Consider the following 17323-nt stretch of genomic DNA (forward strand, 5'->3'; position numbering starts at 1 on the left):
TCACGCCTCCTTCGCAGCGGTCGCGGCAACGAGGCGACGCTCGTCGGCCACCTGCTGGATTGCGCCCAGACCGTTCACGCTCGGCTTGGACCAGAACTTCGACTTCGAGGCCAGGAACACCAGCGGCCAGGTCACGAGGAACACCACGACGACGTCGAGGATCGTGGTGAGACCGAGAGTGAACGCGAAGCCGCGGACCTGGCCGACGGCCAGGACGTAGAGCACGGCGGCAGCGATGAAGCTGACCGCGTTACCGGAGAGGATCGTGCGGCGGGCTCGCGCCCAGCCTCGTGGCACCGCGGAACGGAAGCTCCGCCCCTCCCGGATCTCGTCCTTGATCCGTTCGAAGAACACGACGAACGAGTCGGCGGTCATGCCGATACCGATGATCAGACCGGCGACGCCGGCGAGGTCGAGTGTGAACCCGATGTATCTGCCGAGCAGCACCATGACCGCGTAGACCGCCAGACCCGCGAGAACGAGCGACAGCGCGGTGAGCAGTCCGAGCATCCGGTAGTACGCGAGGCAGAACAGGAGCACCAGGGCCAGACCCACCGCACCGGCGATCAGACCGGCCTCGAGCGATGCCAGACCCAGTGTGGCGGAGACGGTCTCGGCTTCGGATGCCACGAACGACAACGGCAACGAGCCGTACTTGAGGGTGTTCGCGAGCTCTGCGGCCTGCGTATTCGTGAACTGGCCGGTGATCGAGGTGGCGCTACCGGCAGGGGTGGCGCCCTGGATCACGGGGGCGCTGACGACCTTGGAGTCGAGCACGAAGGCGGCCTGCTGACCGATGTTCGCGGCGGTGAACTGCGCCCACGTGTTGCTGCCCTCGCTGTCGAAGGTCAGGCTGACCTCGTAGCGCGACTGCTGCTGATTGAAACCGGAGGTCGCGTCCTCGATCTGCTGGCCGTCGATGATGCTCGGGCCGAGCAGGTAGATCGCGGTGCCGTCGGTCGAGCAGGCGACGAGCGGGAGCGCCGGGTCGTCGTTGCCGGCGAGCGGGTCGGCCGCGGAGCAGTCGAGGGCGAGGGCCGCCGCCTGCTGGACCGCGGGGTCCTCGCTCTGACGGGCGGCCTTGGCCGCGGCGATGTCGGCGGCTGCCTGTTCCTGCGGAGTGAGCGAGTCGTCGTTCGGCTGAGCAGGAGCGGGCGTCCCGCCCTCCGGTGCAGGAGCGGGCGTCCCGGGTGCATCGGTGGGCTCGGCCGGAGCGTCGCCCGGTGCCGGGGTATCGGTCGGCGCGGTGGGATCCTGCGCCGGGAACGGGCGTCCCTGCGGTTCGGGCGCCTCGGCCGGCGGCGCCTGGTCGGCGGGAGCCGGCTCTGCCGGTGCGGGTTCGGCAGGCAGGCCGCCGCCGGGTGCACCGGCACCGGGCTGCTGGGCGAGATCCTCGGCCGTCATGTTCGCGTCGATCGGTCCCCCGATCACCGGCCTGATGTACAGACGGGCGGTCTGTCCCAGAGTCCTGGCCTGGGCACTGTCCTCACCCGGAACGGTGATCACGAGGTTGTCGCCCTCGACGATCACTTCCGAACCCGAGACACCGAGGCCGTTGACGCGGGTCTCGATGATCTGCTGGGCCTGGCGGAGGCTGTCCGGACTCGGGCTGCTCCCGTCGGGGGTTCGCGCGGTAAGGGTGACGCGGGTGCCCCCCTGCAGGTCGATGCCCAGCTTCGGGGTGGGCGACTTGTCCCCGGTGAAGAAGACCAGTGCATACAACGCGGCGAGAATCACCCCGAACAGGGCGAGAGCGCGCACGGGATGCACCGATCCATTGGAAGGTGCCACGGTCTGTCGGTCTCCTCGATGAGAGTGAGTGGTGGTCGGATGCAGTCGCGCGGCGCTCGGCCTCGACACCGGGAGTCCGGTGCCGACACCGTGGGGCGCGGAGCTGCCGTCAGTACTCGGTGGGACGTCCCTCCGGCGGATTCGTATCGTCGTCCTTGCGGAACAGGTCCGGATCCTGCGCGGTCGCAGTCTCGACGCGCTCCCGGACGACCAGGCGCGACCAGGTTGTCACGACGCCCGGCGCGATCTCGAGATCGACGGTGTCGTCGGCGAGCGCTGCCACCGTGGCGTGCAGCCCCGCGGTGGTCATGACGCGGTCGCCGATGCGCAGGGAATCCTGCAACGCCGACACCTTCTGCATCTCCTTCTTCTGACGCCGCACGCCCAGGAAGGTCGGGACGAGCAGTGCCAGGATCAGGAGAGGGAAGAGCAGTTCCATCGTTGAAGTCAGTCCTCGGTCGTTGTCGGCGGGTGGTGACGCAGGCGACACCAGCGTGTCGTGGTGGCGCGGGCGGCTCCACGACGTCGGGATCGGCCTCCACAGACCGACGCAGTAGACCAGTGTGCCATTCCCCGGCCGAGCGTCCTACCGCCGTACGTCCGGATCGTCCGGGTCGGACGTATCGGCGCCACCTTCGAGGACGGTGCCGGAGCCGTCCTCGAACAGGTCGAGCCGGGGTTCGCGCGCGCGCACCTCGATGCCACCGGTGGCGGCTTCCGGCGGCGGGGTGAGCCCGAGTTGCAGCCAGGCGGCCTGCGTGGCCACGCGTCCGCGCGGGGTGCGGGCCACCATCCCGGCACGGACCAGGAACGGTTCGCACACCTCCTCGACCGTGGCGGGTTCCTCCCCCACGGCCACGGCGAGCGTGGACACCCCGACCGGGCCGCCACCGAAACTGCGTACGAGAGCACCGAGCACGGCACGGTCGAGACGGTCGAGACCGATCGGGTCGACGTCGTACACCTCGAGTGCGGCCTGAGCGACGGCCCGGGTCACGACACCGTCGGCCCGCACGTCGGCGTAGTCGCGAACGCGCCGCAGCAACCGGTTCGCGATGCGCGGAGTGCCCCGCGAGCGGCCGGCGATCTCCGAGGCAGCGTCGTCGCGCAGATCGATCCCGAGGATCGAGGCGGACCGGTGCAGGATCCGCTGCAGCTCGGGGGGCTCGTAGAAGTCCATGTGCGCGGTGAAACCGAACCGATCGCGCAGGGGGCCGGTGAGGGCACCGGAACGGGTGGTCGCGCCGACGAGGGTGAAGGGAGCGACCTCGAGGGGGATGGACGTCGCGCCCGGCCCCTTCCCCACCACGACATCGACGCGGAAGTCCTCCATCGCGAGATACAGCATCTCCTCGGCGGGACGCGCGATGCGATGGATCTCGTCGATGAACAGCACGTCGCCCTCGGCGAGATTCGACAACATCGCGGCGAGATCGCCGGCGCGTTCGAGCGCGGGACCGGAGGTGAGTCGTAGCGACGTGCCGAGTTCGGTGGCGATGATCATCGCCATCGACGTCTTGCCGAGACCGGGTGGTCCCGACAGGAGGATGTGATCCGGAGTGCCGCCGCGGAGCTTGGCGCCGCGCAGTACGAGTTGAAGCTGCTCGCGGACCCTCGGCTGCCCGATGAAGTCGTCGAGACTGGTCGGGCGCAGACTCGTCTCGATGTCGCTGTCGGAGGGCAGATGCTCGGCCGTCACCGGCGACCGCTCGCGGTCGGAGGCGGCCGCGTCGAACTCGCGGTACTCGTCGGTCACCGCGACCTACCCAGCAGCTTCAGTGCCGACCGCAGTGCCGTGGAGACGTCGGCGCCCGGATCCTCGGTGAGCACCTTGTCGGCGGCCGGCTCCGCTTGTCGCGGAGTGAAACCGAGCCCGACCAGGGCCTCGACGATCTGGTCGCGCAGCGGCGAGGCACCGGCCGCGACCGACGCCGATCCGGCCGCACCGAAGGCCGCGACCTTGTCGCGCAGTTCGACGATCATGCGCTCGGCACCGCGCTTGCCGATCCCCGGTACCCGCGTCAGCGCCGCGGTGTTGCCGTCGGCCAGGGCCGCACGCAGGGCGTCGGGTTCGAGCACGGCCAGGGTGGCCATGGCGAGCCGGGGGCCGACCCCGCTGACCGTCTGCAACAGGCCGAACAACTCGCGCGCCTCCGAGTCGACGAAGCCGTACAGCGTCATCGAGTCCTCGCGGACGATCATCGCGGTGGCGAGTCTGGCCTGCTCTCCGCGCCGGAGCCCGGCGAGGGTCGCGGGTGTGGTGTTGATCCGATAGCCGATCCCTCCCGCCTCGATCACCACATGATCGAGGGCTATGTCGAGTACCTCGCCGTGCACCGAGGCGATCACCGGCTACCTGCCTTCCGTGCGGCCGACTGTTCGCGCAGCCGCTCCTCGTAGCGTTTCTTCTGCTGGGCGGCCGCAGCTTCGGCGGCCGCGAGCCTGGCGAGCAGCGGAGCTCGCCAACAGTGTGCGACGGCCAACGCGAGCGCATCGGCGGCATCGGCGGGTTTCGGCGCGGAATCGAGCTTGAGGATGCGGGTGATCATCGTGGTCACCTGCTTCTTGTCGGCCGTGCCGCTGCCGGTGACCGCGGCTTTCACCTCGCTCGGCGTGTGGAACATGACCGGGATCGCACGCCGCGCCGCGGCCAGGGCGACGACGCCACCGGCCTGCGCGGTGCCCATCGCGCTACGCACGTTGTGCTGGGAGAACACGCGCTCGATCGCGACGACGTCGGGTTTGTAGCGGTCCATCCATTCCTCGACCGAGTCGAACACCTCGAGCAGCCGGTGCTGCAGGTCGAGGTCGGGCGAGGTGCGGATGACACCCACGGCGACGGGGATGACGTCGCGTCCGCGTCCGGTGTCGACCATTCCGAGCCCGCAGCGGGTCAGACCGGGGTCGACACCCATCACGCGCACCCGACTCACCTCTCGACACCCGACTACGGCCGGTTCCGACACCTCTCGACGGATCCCGACCCGCTCCGCACGATTGCGAACGCCTGTTCGAGAGCATAGCGGCCGGGGTCGGGTGCCGGGAGACCGACACGCGACCCCGGCCGCTGTGACAAGGACGACGCGAGCGTCGCTCGGGGACGACTACGACGCGAGCGTCGCTCAGGCGTCGAGTTCTGCGAGCACGTCGTCGGAGATGTCGACGTTGGTGTAGACGTTCTGCACGTCGTCGCAGTCCTCGAGCGCGTCGACCAGTTTCATGACCTTGCGCGCGCCCTCGGCGTCGACGGGCACCTCGACCGAGGCCCGGAAATCCGGATCGGCGGAGTCGTAGTCGATGCCGGCGTCGACGAGAGCCGTACGCACGGCGATCAGGTCGCTCGCCTCGGAGACGATCTCGAACGAGTCGCCGAGATCGTTGATCTCCTCGGCGCCGGCTTCGAGGACGACCTCGAGGATCTCGTCCTCGCTCCGGTCGTTCTTCTCGAGCACCACCACGCCCTTGCGGGTGAACAGGTAGGCGACCGAGCCCGGATCGGCCATGTTGCCGCCGTTGCGGGTCATCGCCGTCCGGACCTCGCCGGCGGCGCGGTTGCGGTTGTCGGTCAGGCACTCGATGAGCAGCGCGACACCGTTGGGACCGTAACCCTCGTAGGTGATGGTCTGCCAGTCGGCGCCGCCGGCTTCCTCACCGCCACCGCGCTTGCGTGCACGCTCGATGTTGTCGTTCGGGACCGAGCTCTTCTTCGCCTTCTGGATGGCGTCGAACAGGGTCGGGTTACCCGCCGGGTCGCCACCGCCGGTCCGGGCCGCCACCTCGATGTTCTTGATGAGCTTCGCGAACATCTTGCCGCGCTTGGCGTCGATGACCGCCTTCTTGTGCTTGGTGGTGGCCCATTTGGAGTGGCCGCTCATTCGCTTCGAGCCCCTTCCGGCGAAGTGTGGTCGGCGTCAACCGACAGGTCGGAGAGTCGATTCTACGCGCTCCCGTTGTGGGATACCGCCCGGCCGCCGGGTCGCCGAGCGCACGGTCTCCACGAACAGCCGGTGCACACGATGGTCACCGGTGATCTCGGGGTGGAAGGACGTCGCGATCACAGCGCCCTGCCGCACTGCGACCACCCGTCCCGCCGCCGGCCCGTCCGGCACCGTGGCGAGGACCTCGACGCCGGAACCGACCTCTTCCACCCAGGGTGCGCGGATGAACACCGCGCGCACCGGACCGTCGTCGAGGCCCGTCACGGGCAGGTCGGTCTCGAACGAATCCACCTGGCGGCCGAACGCGTTGCGGCGCACCACGATGTCGAGTGCGTCCAGATGCTCGGCATCGTCGGTGGTGTCGAGCACCCGGGACGCGAGCAGGATCATGCCGGCACACGAGCCGTAGGCGGGCAGCCCGGCCTCCAGCCGGGTCCGCAGCGGTTCGAGCAGGTCGAACACACGCAGCAGACGGCTGACGGTGGTGGATTCGCCTCCCGGAAGGACGATGCCGTCGACCTCGTCGAGTTCGCGTTCGCGACGCACCGCGATCGTCCGCGCGCCTGCCGCCTCGAGAGCGCTGCGATGTTCGCGGACGTCGCCCTGCAATGCCAGGACGCCGATCGTGGGGGAAGTAGTGGTCACTGTTGCCTGCCTGTCCGTTCGGGGTCGCCGGTGTGCAGCGTCGGAGCGCCGGGCCCGCGACGGGCCCGAAAGGCGCCCGGTCGGGACTTCCCGTTCAGGAATCGCGCAGGTACCGCGTGAGTCCTTCCTGCACCACCGCCGCGACCATGTTGCCGTTGCGATCGAAGATCCGCCCCTGGGTCAGCGCCCGGCCCAGTCCGGCGGAGGGTGACGTCTGGTCGTAGAGCAGCCAGTCGTCGGCGCGGAACGGCCGCAGGAACCACATCGCGTGGTCCAGGGACGCGCCCTGCGTCCGTTCGTCGTCGTGGCCGACACTCGCCGAGCCGAGCAACGTCATGTCGCTCATGTACGCGAGGGTGCACACGTGGAAGACCGGGTCGTCGGGAAGGATCTCGCGGGACTTGAACCACAACTGCTGCTGCGCGGCCATCCTGCTCGACGAATCCATCCGGTCGCGGGGAACGAACCGGAAGTCCCACTCGGCCCATTCCTTCTTGGCCCACAGCAGGGTGGCGTCGTCGATCACGGTCTCCGGATCGGGCAGTTCCTCGGGATCCGGCACCCGAGGCATCGTGTCCTGGTGCTCGATCCCCTCGTCGCGCACGTGGAACGACGCCGACATGGTGAAGATCGCCTTGCCGTCCTGGACGGCCGTCACGCGCCGGGTGCAGAAGGAGCGGCCGTCGCGGATCCGGTCGACGAGGTAGACGATCTGCATCGTGGGATTGCCGGGGCGCAGGAAGTAACCGTGCAGCGAGTGCACCAGATGGTCGGGTTCGACGGTGCGCACCGCCGACACCAGCGCCTGCGCGGCGACCTGACCACCGAACGTCCGCGGCAGCAGCGTCTCCGTCGCGATCCCCCGGAAGATGTCGTTCTCGATCTGTTCGAGCGCCAGGATCTGCTCGATCTTCGCCATGCGATCTCCTTCTGTGCACCGTTCGCAAGAAGGCTAGCTGCACGGACGTGCGCCGAACGCCGGGTCCCCGGGAAGTCGTGCGGCAACCGGGATCGCCTTCGAGTACCGAATGTGACACCCTCGGGAGAACAGAGGGGGTGCAATGCAACACGTCACCGATGTGGTGCGCCGCAACAGCGCGACGATCACCGGGAACCGGTCGGGTCCGGTCGTCGTCCTCGCGCACGGTTTCGGCTGCGACCAGCATCTGTGGCGCCTGGTGACCCCGCGTCTCGAATCCGACTTCACCGTGGTGCGGTTCGACCACGTCGGTTCCGGGCGTTCCGATGCGACGGCCTGGGACCCCCGGCGCTATTCGCGGATGGAGACCTACGCGGAGGACGTCGTCGACCTGTGCCGGGGCCTGGACCTCGGTCCGGTGGTCTTCGTCGGTCACTCGGTGAGCGCCTCGATCGGCGTCCTCGCCGCCGCTGCAGCCCCGGACGTCTTCGCCGGACTCGTGCTCCTCGCACCGTCCCCGTGTTTCATCGACGATCCGGTCACCGGTTACCGCGGCGGGTTCAGCGCGGCCGACATCGACGAACTGCTCGAATCCCTCGAGGCGAACTATCTCGGCTGGACCGACACGATGGCCCCGGTCATCATGGGCAATCCCGGCCGGCCGGAGCTCGGTGACGAGCTCGCCGAGATCTTCTGCCGCACCGACCCTGCGGTGGCGCGGGTCTTCGCCCGGGTGACCTTCCTGTCCGACAACCGCGCCGACCTGGCGGCGGTGTCGGTGCCCACTCTCGTCGCACAGTGCGCCCACGATACGATCGCGCCGCGTGAGGTCGGCGTGTTCGTTCACGAGCAGATCCCAGGGAGCGAACTCGTGACCCTGGACGCGACCGGCCACTGCCCACAGCTCAGCGCACCGGAAGAGACCGCCGCCGCGATCGCGGCGTTCGCACGCAGATCGGGGTGACGGCGACGCCTGATCGGATCTTCGATCCCGGCCTGCGCCACGGCGACATGCTCTACGAGAACGCGCCGTGCGGATTCCTCACGACCCTCCCCGACGGCCGCATCACCGACGTCAACCGCACGCTGACGGACTGGCTCGGATACCCGAGCGACGACCTGGTCGGCAAGCGGTACTTCTCCGACCTGCTCAGCGTGGGCGGTCGCATCTACCACGAGACCCACTACGCTCCGCTCCTGCTCGTGCAGGGGCATATCAACGGGATCGCTCTCGAGCTCGTCCGGGCCGACCGGACCCGGCTGCCCGTCCTGGCCGCGTCCGTCGTGGAGTCCGACGCCGAGGGCAGGCCGGCACTGATCCGCACCATGCTCTTCGACGCCCGCGAACGCCGGGCCTACGAGTCGGAACTGCTGCGGGCGCGCCGGGAGGCCGAACTCGAACGCGAACGGCTCCGCACGGTCAACACCACTCTCCAGGCCACTCTCCTCCCCCCGAGCCTGCCCGAGGTACCGGGTCTCGAGGTCGACGCGTACTACCACATCGCGTCTCCCGACGAGGTCGGCGGCGACTTCTACGACCTGTTCCCCGCGCGCGCCGGAACGTGGGGACTGTTCCTCGGCGACGTGTGCGGAAAGGGTGCCCGCGCGGCAGCGGTGACGTCGATCGTCCGGTACACCTTGCGTGCCGCGGCGGTCTACGAGACGGACCCCTCGGCGGCGCTCAGGACGCTCAACACGACTCTGCTCGACGAACGCGACAGCAGCGCGCGAGCACCCTTCTGCACACTCGCCTTCGGCACGGTCGCGCCCGACCCGGCGTCGGGAAGGATCGACATCCGCCTCGCCTCGGGTGGGCATCCGCCGCCGATCCTCGTGCGCGCGGACGGCAGCGTCGGTTACCTGCCGACGGTCGGCGGACAGCTGATCGGGATGCTGCCCGCCCCGCGACTCGTCGAGCACGCCTTCGCGTTGCGCCCCGGCGACACGCTGCTGTTGTACACCGATGGCGTGAGCGAGGCACTCGTCTCCGGTGAGACCCGTGAGCGTTTCGGGGAGGAACGGCTGCTCGATCACGTTCGCGCGTCGAAGCCGGCGACCGCCGCAGAGGCCGTCGGGGCTGTGTGCGAGGTGCTCGGGACGCTCGGGGAGGGCGTGCAGGACGACGTCGCCCTGCTCGCCCTGCACGCACCCCGATGAGGCGATCACCAGCCGCGTTCGGCGAGCCGGTGGGGTTGCGGGATCTCGTCGACGTTGATGCCCACCATCGCCTCACCGAGACCACGTGAGATCTTCGCGAGCACGTCCGGATCGTCGTGGAAGGTGGTGGCCTTGACGATCGCGGCCGCACGCTGGGCGGGGTTGCCCGACTTGAAGATTCCGGATCCGACGAACACGCCCTCGGCGCCGAGCTGCATCATCATCGCCGCGTCGGCGGGGGTGGCGATTCCACCGGCCGTGAAGAGGGTGACGGGCAGTTTGCCCGCCCGCGCGACCTCCACGACGAGATCGTAGGGCGCCTGGAGTTCCTTGGCGGCGACGTAGAGCTCGTCCTCGGGAAGCGAGGTCAGACGACGGATCTCCTGGCGGATCCGGCGCATGTGGGTCGTGGCGTTCGACACGTCGCCGGTACCGGCCTCGCCCTTGGAACGGATCATCGCCGCGCCCTCGTTGATACGGCGCAGTGCTTCACCGAGATTCGTGGCACCACACACGAACGGCACCGTGAACGCGAACTTGTCGATGTGGTTCTCGTAGTCGGCGGGGGTGAGCACCTCCGACTCGTCGATGTAGTCGACACCGAGGGCCTGCAGGATCTGGGCCTCGACGAAGTGGCCGATGCGGGCCTTGGCCATGACGGGGATCGAGACGGCCTCGATGATGCCGTCGATCATGTCGGGGTCGCTCATGCGCGACACGCCGCCCTGCGCGCGGATGTCGGCGGGCACGCGTTCGAGCGCCATGACCGCCACCGCGCCGGCGTCCTCGGCGATCTTCGCCTGCTCGGGGGTGACCACGTCCATGATCACCCCACCCTTGAGCATCTCGGCCATGCCTCGCTTGACGCGGGCGGTGCCGGTGACGGGGGCGGTATCGGGGCTGGTCACGATGGGAATTCCTCCTCGGTGGACGGATCGACGAATACTGCCGGCGCACAAGCGACCGGGCAGCGGTCCCCAGCTTAGGGCTGTATCGGAGCCGACCCCATAGCCAGTTGCAAACAACTGGACTGCATTATGTCGGTCCATTTCTTCACCGAGCGTCGGGAGGTTCGACTACGCCGCCCGAACTGTCGTCCGGATCAGCGCCGATTCTCGTAGCGAGGGGCGCGCGGCCCGGGCGTTGAGACCCGCACGTTCTCGCCGGAACCGTCCAGTTCCGCACACTGGCCCGCACAAGTACACCCTCGGCATGACCGAGATGCTCCTGGCGACGTCAGTGGATCGCGCGGATCTCCGGTTGGCGTCGCCGCGCCGCGATCTGCCGCGCCTCGTCGAGCAGCTCGGGCAGATCCTGCGGGTAGACCGCGTTTCCGGACCGCACGAGCGCCTGCAGGTCCTCGTCGTCGAACCAGCGATGCTCGAGGCGCATGCGCCGCTCGAGATCGGTGAAACCGTCGTCGGCGGGTTCGAACGACGGCACCCGCACCGCGAAGAACAACTCCTCCGAATGCAGGACCTCCCCGTTGAACGGGAACACCGCCACACGCCGCCACATCGGCCCGCACAGGTGGTCGCGATCGACGTGGAGGCCGGTCTCCTCGGCGATCTCCCGGAGCGCGGCCGTCGCCAGGTCCTCGCCACCCTCGACCGCGCCGCCGACCGTGAACCAGAAGTGCCGCTCGGGCGCCGCCGGGTCGTGTCCGCGCAGGAGCAGGACCCGGCCGTCCTCGTCGAGCAGCACGACCCTGGCCGATGTGCGTGCCCGATCCGGAATCGGAGTGGTGCGGTCGGCAGGTACGGGCGCGGTGGCGGGTGCGGTCGCGACCGCACCCGCGCGCTCGGCGATCTCGAAGTAGGTGGGTAGCGGCGCGGTACCGCCGAGATGCAGCCAGCGGACCGGCCGACGGCGACGCAGCGCCAAGGTGTCGCGCACCGCGTCGTTGTGGAAGCGACGGGCGATGAGGACCCGCGCCTCCGCGTCCGCGAGTTCGGCTACGAGCTGGGGCCGCAACCGGCCGGTCTCGAGCCGTGCCAGGGCCGCCGACAACGCGTTCTCGGCTTCCTCGCGCCGAGTACGGTCGGCCCGCTCGGCGGTGTCGGCGAGCAGTGCGAGGGCGCGTCCCTCCGGCACCGGGATCGACGCCGCGATGCTCCGCACGACCACCGCGCGCCGGGCCAGGGCCGCGTCCAGAGCCTGCCAGGACAGGTCCGAGCGCACGTGGAGGCGGTCGAGGCGGTTGGCGGTGGAATAAGCCCATACACCGATCGCTACGACGACAGCGGCCACCAGCGACAGGATCAGGATCGTCACCGCGCTGAAGGTCACGACCGGACCTCCCGGACCGGACCGGCCCCGACGGTGACGGTCTCGTAGACCCGCAGGATCTGGTCCGCGACCACCGGCCAGTCGTAGGCCTCGACCACTGTGGATCCGAAGTCGACCAGTGCCTGCCGGCGGTCGTCGTCGTCGAGGACCTCGAGGATGCCGCGTGCGAGCGCGTCGGCGTCGCCGACCGGGACGAGGACACCCGCCTGCCCGTCGCGCAGCACCCGGCGGAAGGCGTCGAGCTGGGAGGCGACGACGGCCGTCCCCGCGGCCATGGCCTCGACGAGCACGATACCGAAACTCTCACCACCGAGGTTCGGCGCGCAGTACACGTCGGCGCTGCGCATCGCGGACGCCTTGTCGTCGTCGTCGACCTGCCCGAGGAGGCGCAGGTGCCGGAAGTAGCGTCCGGCTTCCTTCCGCAAGCGGTCCTCGTCGCCCCGGCCGACCACGAGAATCTCGATATCGGGGTGACGCGCGACGAGAGCGGGCAGCGCGCCGAGCAGAACCTCCATGCCCTTGCGGGATTCGTCGTACCGGCCGAGGAACAGCACGGTGCGGCCCGCTCGCGGGTAGCCGGGCAGCAGCGGGGCGTGCCGGAAGAACGGCACGTCGACGCCGTTGGGGATCTCGACCGCGTCGGCACCGAGGGAAGTGACCTGCCACCGCCTGGCCAGCTCGGAAACCGCGATCCGGCCGCTGATCTTCTCGAGATAGGGCTGCAGAACACCCTGGAAGGTGCTGAGCACCAGCGATTTCGTCGTGGATGTGTGGAAGGTGGCCACGATCGGTCCCTCGGCCACCTTGAGCGCGAGCATCGACAGGCTCGGCGCGTTCGGTTCGTGGATGTGGAGGACGTCGAAGTCGTTGTCGTTGATCCAGCGGCGGACCCGCGCGTAGGAGACCGGCCCGAAGCTCAGTCGCGCGACCGACCCGTTGTAGGGAATGGCGACGGCGCGGCCCGCGGAGACGACGAAGTCGGGCAGGGCCGTCGTCTCCGACGCGGGTGCCAGCACGCTCACCTCGTGCCCGCGGCCGATGAGGACCTCGGCGAGATCCACGACATGTGCCTGTACTCCGCCCGGAACGTCGAAGGAGTACGGGCAGACCATCCCGATCCTCACCTACGCCTCCATTCGGGCGCGGCGGGCCTCCGACAGATCGTCGAGCCACAACGGTTGCAGCATGTGCCAGTCCTCGGGATGTGCGGCGATGTTCGTGGCGAACCGGTCGGCGAGGATCTGCGTGGCCGCGTCGAGCCCGACGCTCACGTCGATCTCCGGATCCACGCGGAACCCCCAGCCGTCCTCGGTGAACCAGCAGTGCACCGGTAACAGAGCTGCACCGGTGTCGATGGCAAGTTTCGCCGGTCCGGCGGGCATCCGGGTCGGTTCGCCGAAGAAGGTGACCGGGACTCCCTTGCGGGCGAGGTCACGTTCTCCGAGCAGGCACACGATCCGGTTGTCACGCAGCCGCGCAGCCAACTCCCCGAAGGGCGGTGTCTCGCCGCCGCTCGACGGGAAGATCTCGAACCCGAGCCCCTCGCGGTACTCGAGGAAGCGCCGGTAGAGGGATTCCGGCTGCAAGCGTTCCGCGACCGTCGTCAATCCCCCGAAGTAGCGGACGCACCACACCCCGGCGAGGTCCCAGTTCCCGCTGTGCGGCAGGGCGAGGATCACACCGCGACCGGCGCCCAGCGCCGCCTCGATGTGCTCGCGGCCCTCGATGGACGCATCGATCGACGCCGCCGTCGCGTCGAGATCCATCGACGGCAAGCGGAACGCCTCACGCCAGTAGCGAGCGTAGGACCGCACCGAACTGCGGATCAGCTCGTCGGGCACCTCGTGCGGTTGCACCCCGAGCACCCGCCCGAGATTGCGTCGTAATTGCTGCGGTCCGCCGCCGCGGCGTGCCGCGACGTCGGCGCCGGCGTCGAACAACCGTCGCGCGACGCCGTCGGGCAGTGCCCGGACCAGGCGCCAGCCGCCCGCGTACGCCAGATCGGATGCGTTCTCGGCGAAGCTCACTGCGTTCCCCCGTCGTCCCGGGGAGCGGTGTCACTGCTCCCGGCCGGCGTGAGGGGGAGCAGTTCGCGCGCCCCTTCGGAGTTGCGGACGGCGAGCACCCGCTGGAAGACCGTGATCACCGATCCGACGACGAGCAGCCACATCGCGATGTGGATCGCCCAGTCGAGGCCGAGTCCGGTGAGGCCCGCTCCCACGAGCACGATCACGAGCCGGTCGGGACGCTCGATCAGGCCGCCGTCGGCGGACAGTCCGCTCGCCTCCGCGCGTGCCTTCGCATACGAGATGACCTGCGAGGTCACCAGACAGAGCAGAGTGGCGACGAACAGCGGACGGCTCTGCTCGTGGTAGACCGCCCACCACGCGAGACCGGCGAAGATCGCGCCGTCGGCGATCCGGTCGCAGGTCGCGTCGAGGACCGCGCCGAACCGGGTTCCACCACCGCGGGCCCGCGCCATCGCGCCGTCGAGCATGTCGAACATCACGAACAGCCAGATGACCATCGCGCCCCAGAAGAGGTACCCCATGGGGAACAGGGTCACGGCGGCGGCGACCGTGGCGACGGTGCCGACCAGGGTGACCGCATCCGGAGTCAGGCCGGTGCGGATCAAGGCCTTACCGAGCGGCGCGGTGACCTTCGACACCGACGCACGCCCGAAGAAGCTCAGCATCCCGCGACCCCTGTCTTCCCGTCCGACCGTTGTGTCCGGAATCCGATCCTGCCACGAGTCGAGCCGAAGATGCGCGGGTGGCTCGCTGCAGATCTGCAGGCGACACCGGGGGTGCGCGGCGATCTCGCCGGCTCGGGACGCGCCCTCACTCGTCCCATGCCGAGGCGAGCAGCGCACGGGTGTCGCGCAGCAGCTGCACCATCACCTTCGACCCGCCGAGGACCGTGATGAAGTTGGCGTCGCCACCCCAGCGCGGCACGACGTGCAGGTGCAGATGTTCGGCCAGCGAACCTCCTGCCGCGGCACCGAGGTTCAGGCCCACGTTGAAGCCGTGCGGACGCGACACCCGCTTGATGACCCGAAGCGCACGCTGGGCGAACTGCATGAGCTCGGCGCTCTCGTCGGGCGTCAGATCCTCGAGATTGGCGACCCGGCGGTACGGCACGACCATCAGGTGCCCCGGGTTGTACGGGTACAGGTTGAGCACCGCGTACACCGTTTCGCCGCGAGCGACGACGAGACCTTCCTCGTCGGACATCTTCGGGATGTCGGTGAAGGGTTCGTACGGCTCGTCGCGACCTCGCGGGGACTCGGTGATGTACGACATCCGGTGCGGCGACCACAGGCGCTGCAGGTGGTCGGACTCCCCCACACCGCGATCGACCATCGACGCGGGACTGTCGTCGGTCGCGGGGATGTCGGCCGGCCCCGGAGTGCGATCGCCCGTCACGACGTACTGCCTTCCCCACCGGAACCGACGAGCTCGGCGGTGGGCGAGGCGTTCTCGCGGCGGCGGACCCATTCGGTCACGATCCGCACGGCCTCGTCGACCGGCACGCCGTTGACCTGCGTGCCGTCGCGGAAACGGAAGCTGACCGCGCCCGCCGCGACGTCGCGCTCACCGGCGAGCAGCATGAACGGCACCTTCTGCGTGGTGTGGGTGCGGATCTTCTTCTGCATACGGTCGTCGGAGACGTCGACCTCGGCCCGGATCCCCTGAGCCTTCAGCTTGCCCACGACGTCGAACAAGTGGTCCTCGAAGTCCGCGGCCACAGGAATGCCCACGACCTGGATGGGCGAGAGCCACGCCGGGAAGGCACCGGCGTAGTGCTCGGTGAGCACGCCGAAGAACCTCTCGATCGACCCGAAGAGCGCCCGGTGGATCATGACGGGCCGGTGTTTCGCCCCGTCGGTGCCGGTGTACTCGAGCTCGAATCGCTCCGGCAGATTGAAGTCGAGCTGGATCGTCGACATCTGCCAGCTGCGACCCAAGGCGTCCTTGACCTGCACCGAGATCTTCGGACCGTAGAAGGCCGCACCGCCCGGATCCGGGACGAGGTGCAGACCCGAGGCCTCGGCGACCTCACGCAGGGTGTCGGTCGCGACGTCCCACAGCTCGTCGCTGCCGACGAACTTCTTGGGATTCTTCGTCGACAGTTCGAGGTAGTAGTCGTCGAGCCCGTAGTCCTTCAGCAGGTCGAGGATGAACTTCAGGACGCTGGTGAGCTCGTCGCGCATCTGCTCCGGGGTGCAGAAGATGTGCGCGTCGTCCTGCGTCATGCCGCGCACACGGGTGAGTCCGTGGATCACACCGGACTTCTCGTAGCGGTAGACGGATCCGAACTCGAACATGCGAAGCGGCAGCTCGCGGTACGAGCGGCCTCGCGACCGGAAGATCAGGTCGTGCATCGGGCAGTTCATCGGCTTGAGGTAGTAGTCCTGACCCGGCTTGCGAACCGTGCCGTCCTCGTTGAGCTCCTCGTCGATGTGCATCGCCGGGAACATGCCGTCGCGGTACCAGTCGAGGTGACCGGAGACCTCGTAGAGGTGGCCCTTGGTGATGTGCGGCGAGTACACGAACTCGTAGCCGGCCTCGACGTGGCGCTGACGCGAGTAGTTCTCCATCTCCTGGCGGATGATGCCGCCCTTCGGATGGAAGACCGGCAGTCCCGAGCCGAGCTCGTCGGGAAACGAGAACAGGTCGAGTTCGGTGCCGAGCTTGCGGTGGTCGCGGCGCTCGGCCTCGGCGAGGAGTTCGAGGTGCTCGTCGAGCGCCTCGGTGGACTCCCAGGCCGTGCCGTAGATGCGCTGCAGGCCGGCGTTGTCCTGGTCGCCGCGCCAGTACGCCGCGGAACTGCGCGTGAGCTTGAACGCCGGGATGAACTTGGTGGTGGGCACGTGTGGGCCGCGGCACAGGTCCTTCCAGACGAGCTCACCCGTGCGGGGGTTGAGGTTGTCGTAGATGGTCAGTTCCTTGCCGCCGACCTCCATCACCTCGGGGTCGTCGATGCCCGACTTGTCGTCGATGAGTTCGAGTTTGAAGGGTTCGTCCTTCAATTCCTCGCGGGCGTCCTCGAGGCTGTCGACGACGCGACGCGAGAAGCGCTGGGCATCCTTGACGATCTTCTTCATCCGCTTCTCGAGCTTCGCGAGGTCTTCCGGCGTGAAGGGACGCTCGACCTGGAAGTCGTAGTAGAAGCCGTCGCGGATGGGCGGGCCGATGCCGAGCTTCGCCTCCGGGAACTCCTGCTGCACGGCCTGTGCGAGCACGTGGGCGGCGGAGTGGCGGATGACGCTGCGGCCGTCCTCCGTGTCGGCGCCGACGGCCTCGACCTCGACGTCCGATTCCGGCGTCCACGAAAGATCGTGCAGCGTGCCTTCGGAGTCGCGGACGACCACGATCGTCTCGGGTCCCTTGGTGGGCAGACCCGCGTCACGGACCGCCGCGCCCGCAGTGGTCCCCGCGGGCACCCGGACGATCGTGGCTGGTTTCGCGGATGCGGGCGTGGTCACTGTGACGGACTCCTCGGCTCGATGCCTGATACGTGGTCGTCGCCGGGCGCGTGCTGCGGTCGACGATCGCGAGCACACGGCAACTTCATCATGCTA

At 68.9% G+C, this 17323-nt stretch carries 17 protein-coding genes; 2 read left to right on the plus strand and 15 right to left on the minus strand.

What is annotated here, in order from left to right; all coding sequences use genetic code 11:
* From secD to tesB, 8 genes are all read right to left on the minus strand, one after another.
* Positions 1–1791 (minus strand): protein translocase subunit SecD, encoded by a 1791-nt coding sequence (secD, locus tag PV766_RS02555; protein ID WP_421096341.1) that lies wholly within the window; start codon positions 1789–1791, stop codon positions 1–3.
* Between the two features lie 109 nt (positions 1792–1900).
* Positions 1901–2230 (minus strand): preprotein translocase subunit YajC, encoded by a 330-nt coding sequence (gene yajC / locus PV766_RS02560; protein WP_064064963.1) that lies wholly within the window; start codon positions 2228–2230, stop codon positions 1901–1903.
* 147 nt (positions 2231–2377) lie between these two features.
* Complete coding sequence (ruvB, locus tag PV766_RS02565; RefSeq protein ID WP_064064964.1) at positions 2378–3547, minus strand: Holliday junction branch migration DNA helicase RuvB; 1170 nt, start codon at positions 3545–3547, stop codon at positions 2378–2380.
* On the minus strand, positions 3544–4140 hold the full coding sequence (gene ruvA / locus PV766_RS02570) for a Holliday junction branch migration protein RuvA (RefSeq protein WP_016933011.1): 597 nt from the start codon (positions 4138–4140) through the stop codon (positions 3544–3546). Before ruvA ends, ruvB begins: the two co-directional genes overlap by 4 nt.
* Entirely contained in the window at positions 4137–4715 is a 579-nt protein-coding gene (ruvC, locus tag PV766_RS02575) for a crossover junction endodeoxyribonuclease RuvC (protein ID WP_207213530.1), read from the minus strand. The genes ruvA and ruvC overlap by 4 nt, the downstream gene beginning before the upstream one ends.
* A gap of 198 nt (positions 4716–4913) precedes the next feature.
* On the minus strand, positions 4914–5666 hold the full coding sequence (locus PV766_RS02580; RefSeq protein WP_016933013.1) for a YebC/PmpR family DNA-binding transcriptional regulator: 753 nt from the start codon (positions 5664–5666) through the stop codon (positions 4914–4916).
* A 36-nt stretch (positions 5667–5702) separates the two neighbouring features.
* A complete protein-coding gene (gene pdxT / locus PV766_RS02585) occupies positions 5703–6374 on the minus strand; it encodes a pyridoxal 5'-phosphate synthase glutaminase subunit PdxT (protein WP_129976672.1) in 672 nt (223 codons plus the stop codon).
* 94 nt (positions 6375–6468) lie between these two features.
* Positions 6469–7293 carry an acyl-CoA thioesterase II gene (tesB, locus tag PV766_RS02590; RefSeq protein ID WP_064064968.1) on the minus strand — a complete coding sequence of 275 codons (825 nt, stop codon included), beginning with the start codon at positions 7291–7293 and terminating at the stop codon, positions 6469–6471.
* A gap of 142 nt (positions 7294–7435) precedes the next feature.
* Between tesB and PV766_RS02595 the strand changes: the two genes are divergently transcribed.
* Positions 7436–8257, plus strand: coding sequence for an alpha/beta fold hydrolase (locus PV766_RS02595; protein ID WP_064064969.1), 822 nt, complete (start codon positions 7436–7438; stop codon positions 8255–8257).
* Entirely contained in the window at positions 8254–9450 is a 1197-nt protein-coding gene (locus tag PV766_RS02600) for a SpoIIE family protein phosphatase (protein ID WP_421096342.1), read from the plus strand. The genes PV766_RS02595 and PV766_RS02600 overlap by 4 nt, the downstream gene beginning before the upstream one ends.
* 5 nt (positions 9451–9455) lie before the next feature.
* Here PV766_RS02600 and pdxS read toward each other — a convergent pair whose 3' ends face one another.
* The 7 genes from pdxS to thrS form a co-directional block, all read right to left on the minus strand.
* Positions 9456–10358 carry a pyridoxal 5'-phosphate synthase lyase subunit PdxS gene (gene pdxS / locus PV766_RS02605; RefSeq protein ID WP_016933018.1) on the minus strand — a complete coding sequence of 301 codons (903 nt, stop codon included), beginning with the start codon at positions 10356–10358 and terminating at the stop codon, positions 9456–9458.
* A 328-nt stretch (positions 10359–10686) separates the two neighbouring features.
* Positions 10687–11739 (minus strand): NUDIX hydrolase, encoded by a 1053-nt coding sequence (locus PV766_RS02610; protein ID WP_255162731.1) that lies wholly within the window; start codon positions 11737–11739, stop codon positions 10687–10689.
* Complete coding sequence (locus tag PV766_RS02615) at positions 11736–12863, minus strand: glycosyltransferase family 4 protein (protein WP_129976667.1); 1128 nt, start codon at positions 12861–12863, stop codon at positions 11736–11738. Before PV766_RS02615 ends, PV766_RS02610 begins: the two co-directional genes overlap by 4 nt.
* Positions 12864–13766 carry a phosphatidylinositol mannoside acyltransferase gene (locus PV766_RS02620; RefSeq protein ID WP_064064973.1) on the minus strand — a complete coding sequence of 301 codons (903 nt, stop codon included), beginning with the start codon at positions 13764–13766 and terminating at the stop codon, positions 12864–12866.
* Positions 13763–14434: a phosphatidylinositol phosphate synthase gene (gene pgsA, locus PV766_RS02625; protein ID WP_064064974.1), complete on the minus strand. Its 672-nt coding sequence runs from the start codon at positions 14432–14434 to the stop codon at positions 13763–13765. The genes PV766_RS02620 and pgsA overlap by 4 nt, the downstream gene beginning before the upstream one ends.
* Positions 14435–14579: 145 nt before the next feature.
* On the minus strand, positions 14580–15101 hold the full coding sequence (locus tag PV766_RS02630) for an HIT family protein (RefSeq protein ID WP_051017579.1): 522 nt from the start codon (positions 15099–15101) through the stop codon (positions 14580–14582).
* 59 nt (positions 15102–15160) lie between these two features.
* On the minus strand, positions 15161–17227 hold the full coding sequence (gene thrS / locus PV766_RS02635; RefSeq protein ID WP_421096343.1) for a threonine--tRNA ligase: 2067 nt from the start codon (positions 17225–17227) through the stop codon (positions 15161–15163).
* Positions 17228–17323 lie beyond the last annotated feature (96 nt).

It is taken from the genome of Rhodococcus sp. As11, from assembly GCF_048957735.1.
Lineage (GTDB): Bacteria > Actinomycetota > Actinomycetes > Mycobacteriales > Mycobacteriaceae > Rhodococcus > Rhodococcus gordoniae.